Annotated in this window: 5 protein-coding genes; all 5 read right to left on the bottom strand. The window is 60.1% G+C overall.

All coding sequences use genetic code 11. From position 1 onward, the window contains the following. Positions 1-44: 44 nt before the first annotated feature. Positions 45-956, bottom strand: coding sequence for a LysR substrate-binding domain-containing protein (locus tag HU811_RS24175; RefSeq protein WP_092398033.1), 912 nt, complete (start codon positions 954-956; stop codon positions 45-47). 313 nt (positions 957-1,269) lie between these two features. Next, positions 1,270-2,472 carry an NAD(P)/FAD-dependent oxidoreductase gene (locus HU811_RS24170; RefSeq protein WP_186658487.1) on the bottom strand — a complete coding sequence of 401 codons (1,203 nt, stop codon included), beginning with the start codon at positions 2,470-2,472 and terminating at the stop codon, positions 1,270-1,272. A 233-nt stretch (positions 2,473-2,705) separates the two neighbouring features. After that, a complete protein-coding gene (locus HU811_RS24165) occupies positions 2,706-3,080 on the bottom strand; it encodes a response regulator transcription factor (RefSeq protein WP_092398037.1) in 375 nt (124 codons plus the stop codon). A gap of 102 nt (positions 3,081-3,182) precedes the next feature. Further along, a complete protein-coding gene (locus tag HU811_RS24160) occupies positions 3,183-3,833 on the bottom strand; it encodes a response regulator transcription factor (protein ID WP_092398039.1) in 651 nt (216 codons plus the stop codon). Next, a complete protein-coding gene (locus HU811_RS24155; RefSeq protein WP_186658489.1) occupies positions 3,830-5,281 on the bottom strand; it encodes a sensor histidine kinase in 1,452 nt (483 codons plus the stop codon). Before HU811_RS24155 ends, HU811_RS24160 begins: the two co-directional genes overlap by 4 nt. Positions 5,282-5,623: the final 342 nt, after the last annotated feature.

Raw genomic sequence — 5,623 nt, 5'->3', positions numbered from 1 at the left:
GGGAGCAAGCTCCCTCGCCACAGGGTTCGGTGTTTGACTGGGCATCAGGCCAGCCATTGCTTGAACTGCTCTTTGCAGTAATCCACGAATAACTGCGCAGGTTTGGTCAGGTGCGCGCGCTTGAGCCATCCCGCCGCCAGGGCCGAACCGGTCACGTCCTCGGCGATGTTGACGCACACCACTTGCTGCCCATCGTAGGTGCAGGTGGAATGTGGCCGGGTTACCAGCAGCGCAAAGCCGAACGATTGTCCGACCATGCCACGCACCATTTCGATCGAAGGTGAGCTGAAAACAATGTTCGGTGTCAGGCCCAACTCCTCGAAAATGCTCACGAAATAGGTCCGGCTGGGTTGCACGTCCAACAGAATCATCGGCTCCAGCGCCAAGTCGCGCAGGGACACCTGAGCCTGGCTGGCAAAGCGGTGCCCCGCCGGCAGCAGCGCGTAGGGTTGTTGCGGCGCCATCAGCGCCTCGGTCTCGATGGTGCCGTCCAGGTCGTGCTCATAGAATATCGCCAGGTCGAAACGCCCCCCCGTTAAACCTTGCACCAATTCCTGTTGCTCACCGTCCTGCAGACGGATCTCCACACCTGGGTAACGCTGGCGGAAACCGGCGATCAATCGTGGCAAATACAGTGGCGCGACAGTCTCGAAGCAGCCGATGTCGATCTGACCGCTGACCACGTCGTTATCGGCCAACGCGTTCTGCTCGAACTCTCGCGCCATGCGCAGCAGTTCCTGGGCCTTGCGATAGAAGCGCGCACCGCTGGGGGTTAGTGACACACCCTGGGCGTGGTGACGGATGAGCAACTGCACGCCGAAACTGTCTTCCAGCCCTTTGACGGCGGTCGCAATCGAGGGCTGGGCAATGTACAGCTTGCGGGAGGCTTCAGCGACGCTGCCACACTCGACAGTGGTGACGAAGTATTTCAGCTGACGCAGGGAATAGGAGGCCACGGTACACCTCGATCGGGATGATTTTTGTCTACCTTACCTTGTGCAGCTTGTGCGAGGGGCGGGCATTGCAACGCATTTTGCTGGGCAATGGCGATATTTGAACTGGGTGAGGATAAGCACGGTTTTGGAACGTACGGCGCCCAGGTTGAGCTCCATAGACCGAAGAGAGAATGGCACCATCACCCATGTCGAAGGACCGATGGGTTCGAAACGTGGCACATGGACTGAAAAAACACCTGCCCAAAAAGCAACGGCAGGTGTTCGGGAAAACCGGCACAGAAAGGAGGGGACTGGCCGGGCTATGGCAGGTGAGTCAAGCCACAGGAATCAACGGATCAGCCGCAGCCAGGGCTGTGGCACGGTCGGCGGCCGGAGGGTAGATCCACACCGTGTTGATCTGGGTTTTGAGTTCCTTGGCTTCCTGCCCGACCAGTTTGAGCTGGCGGTCCCAACCTTCGGTGAATACCGCGCCCCAGGCACCCAGGTCCAGGCAAGTCACGTACTTGGGCTGGCTGTAGGTCATCGGCGCGACACCCAGCAGGTCCGCCGCGACGTTGTGGCCAGCATAGCGCCCCAGGGCGATGGCGTGCTGGCAGGACATCGCCGCGTAGTTGCCAAGCGTGTCGGTGGCGGCATAGGCCACGTCACCGCTGGCGAATATGTCGTTCTGTCCCACTACCTTCAGATGTCCATCGACGTGCAGGCGACCTTGAGGGGCGCGAGTGCCCGGCACTTGTTGGGTTAAAGGGCTGGCACGGAAGCCCACGGTCCAGATCACCGTCCTGGACTCGATACGCTGGCCATCCGAAAGGGTGACGCCGTCAGCATCCACCGAGTCGACCGACACATTGACCCTCCACTCGATGCCCAGGTGGTCGGAAGCTTCGATGATGGACGGGCGAATACCGTCGCCCATCGACGCGCCGATTTGCGGCCCGCGCTCCACCACGATGACGCGGATGTTGGCGTCCTCGCCCAGGATGGCGCGTAAACGCGCAGGCATCTCAGTCGCGGTTTCGATGCCGGTGAAACCACCACCGGCCACCACTACGGTGTTACGGCCAGGGCTGTCCGGCAGATTCTTGAGGGACTTGATGTGGGCTTCCAGGCGTGTTGCCTGTTCGATCTCATCGACGTCGAACGCATGTTCCATCATGCCCTTGAGGTCGGGACGGATCAGTTTGCTGCCCGCCGCCAGCACCAGGCGGTCGTAGCCCAGCGTGCCCTGTGTCCCGAAGACGTCCACGTAGCCAACCCGTTTGCTATCGACGTCGATAGTACTCGCCGAGCCCTGCACGAATGTTATCCCCACCGCATCGAACAGCCCGCCCAGCGGAGCCATCATGGTGTGGACATTCGGCTCATAGAACCGGGGCCGGATTCGTAACTCCGCTTGTGGCGCCAGGACCGTAATCTGTACGTCGTTGCGATCATGCTGGTCCAGCAGGCGGGCTGCACCGAGGGCGCTCCATACCCCGCCGAAACCTGCGCCAATCACCAGAATATGCTGTTTCATGATTTGCTCCCGAAGACAAAATCGATACGTTGAAAGGGTGGGTTTGCCCCGCGTGCCAGTGCTGCGAAATACCCAAAATTGCGTGGCTTGGATGCTTGAACATCCAGCGCATCCAGCTTCGGCTCGCTGCAGCAGATGGTATTCGCGGCGATCACATCCAACACTTCTACATAGGGTCATCGGGCCTATGCGTGGGTAGGGGGTGAGCTATACGAAGGTATGGGCGGCGCAAGTCAAAAAGGACGTTCAAGTACCGACTCGATGCAAGCGATCAGTGCAGCGCAGTCGAACGGCTTTGGGAAAAATGCCAGCGGTTTGGGAGCCGCCGCGCTGAGACGGGGTGGAGCGCCGGGATGGCCGGTAATGAAGATGACCGGGATACGAATGCCCAGGGAAGACAGCTGTTCATACATCTGAATGCCCGTCATGCCAGGCATTTGTATATCCGATATCAGGCAGGCGGTTTTGCCACGCTCACTGGAAGACAGAAATTGCAGGGCGTTGGCGAATGTGTTGACCCGATAGCCGTGGGAGCGTAACAAGCCATCCAGCGCAATTCGGACCGATTCGTCATCATCAACGACTGAAATTATTGCGCTGTTGGACATGTTGATACCTGGCAGTGATATCAGGTGGCCATAGAGCCACCCGCGATCATTGCAAGATACGCGGTCCAGGTGTCCCGCCAAGTATACGTGGGTATGAAAACGTTACTGGTCGCGGGCAAGCTCCAAGGCCTGGGCCATGCGTACCAGGTCGGCAAAGGAGCGCGCGGACATTTTGCGCATGGCCTGGCCACGGTGAATCTTGACCGTGATTTCGCTCAAGCCTATCTCGGCGGCAATCTGCTTGTTCATCAGGCCCGACGCCGCCAGCGCCATGACTTGCTGCTCCCTCGGCGTCAGGGTGATGTAGCGCTCAAGCAGGTGTTGGTGGTTGCGCTCGGCCTCGCGACGCAGCCGATCCTGTTGATGGGCGGCGGCCACAGCATCGATCAGGTCCTGCTCGCGAAACGGCTTGGCGAGGAAATCCACCGCGCCAGCCTTCATCGCTCGAACGGTCATGGCGATATCGCCATGGCCGGTCATGAACACGATCGGTAGTTGAACGTTGGCGGCAACCAGCTCGCGCTGGCAATCCAGGCCGCTGGTGCCCTGCAGTCGTACATCCAATACCAGGCAACTGGGCAGATCGGGCCTGGGATGCTGCATGAACCCTGCGACCGAGCTGAACAGTTGAACCTGCAGGCCAATGGAGCGCAGCAGGCTGCCGAGGGATTCGCGCAGAGGGGCATCGTCGTCGACGATGTACACGAGGGGGGCGGTGCAGGTGGCTGGATTCTTATGGGAATAAGGGCTCATTGGGGCTCCCCGGACAACGATGCGCACGTTAACAACGGCAGTGCGAACCTGAATGATGTGCCTGGGCCAACCTCGCTGGTTGCCCAGATCCTGCCCTCGTGAAAGTCGATGATGGACCGGCAGATGGACAGGCCCATGCCCAGGCCATTTTCCTTGGTGGTGAAAAATGCATTGAACAGGGAGGGCAGAATGTCGGCGGCGATGCCGGTTCCTTGATCGGTCACCTCCAGCACAGCCTCGTTGTCTTGCAGCCAGGTGCGGATCTGCAGAATGGGCTCGCGCACTTTGATCCCATCCATGGCGTGGCAGGCATTGATGATCAGGTTGATGATCACTTGCTGCAGCTGCACGCGGTCCGCGCTGACCTGCACGCCGCTTGTCGCCAGATCCACTTGCACCCTGACTTTGTGATGAGCCAGTTGCTGCTGGACCAGACAGAGCGTCTCGCTGACGATATCGTCCAGCGGCTCGGGTTGACGCAACGGATCACACTTGCGTGACAGCGCCCGGATGCGGCTGATGACCTCACTGGCGCGACACCCGTTGGCGATGATCCGGTCGAGGGAATCGAGGGCTTCCTTAAGGTCGGGTTCGGGGCGTTGAAGCCACCGGCGGCAGGCTTCGCCGCTGCTGGTAATGGCCGTCAATGGCTGGTTGACTTCGTGGGCAATGGAGGCGGCCATTTCCCCTAGCGAAGTCAGACGGGTGACGTGGGCCAGTTGGGTCTGAGCGCGGAACAACGCTTCTTCGGCCTGCTTGCTGGCGGTGATGTCCATGAGCGCGCCGAGGTACTGGAAACGGCCGTGTTGCAACAGCGAGGGACTGGCGATCATGTGGATATGCTTGATACGCCCGTCAGGCATCAGCAGGCGCAGCTTGACCTCAATCTGCGGTTCGCGGCGGGCGGCCTGTTCGAAAACTCCGCGTGCCAGCTCAAGGTCTTCGGGGTGCGTGCGTTCGAGCATCATCGAAACCGTCGGCGCCTTGCTGGGTGGGTATTCGAAGATCCGTGCAGACTCCTCCGACCAGGATATGTTTTGCCGATCACCGCGAAAGCCCACGCTGCCAGTCTGACTCAAGCGCTGGGCCCCGATCAGGTAGGCCTCGTTATGCCGCAAGCTGTCTGAAGCCTGCTTGCTGCGCAGCGCCAGGAAGGCAATGGCCGACAGCGCTGTCAGGCAGCGGAAAAAACCGGTGGTCGAATCCCAGCGATGGTAGCCGCCGTTGTACAGGAACATCGCCGTGAGCAAGAGCATGCACATTAATGCGACAGTGATCACCAGGTTGATCGAGAACAGATTGGCCGCCATCAACAGCAAGGTGATGTACAGCAGGGTGGGGGCCAGGTCGGAGTGGGTTTCTGAATTGATGATGACAATCCCGCAGGCCACCACCAGGCCTACCAGCCAGCCGAGGGCGTTGACCAGCGGATGGGTACTGATTCCCATCGACAGTCGCGGCCCCCTCTGGCATGGGGTGTATCGCAGGCTGTCATAGACGTTCTTGAGCATCGCGGAGGGTAGGGGCACGCTGGCAGACCTTTTGTTTTTACGTGGTCTCGCTCTGGGATGTCGGGGGACAGAGCATCGGTTCGTATCTTAGAAGCGCCGCTTGGGCCGAGGTAGGACATAAAACCCTGAAATTCCGCCAGGCCGTGCCCACGCCTCCCTTGTGGCGAGGGGATTTATCCCCGTTGCGCTGCGAAGCGGCCCCTAAACCAGGCAACTCGGTGTGCCAGGAAGATTGAGTTCACTGCTTTAGGGGGCTGCTGCGCAGCCCAGCGGGGATAA

Source organism: Pseudomonas tehranensis, assembly GCF_014268615.1.
In the GTDB taxonomy this organism is placed as follows: Bacteria; Pseudomonadota; Gammaproteobacteria; order Pseudomonadales; family Pseudomonadaceae; genus Aquipseudomonas; species Aquipseudomonas tehranensis.
Note: the sequence above shows the minus strand (reverse complement) of the source record. Positions and strands in the feature narration are given on the sequence as shown.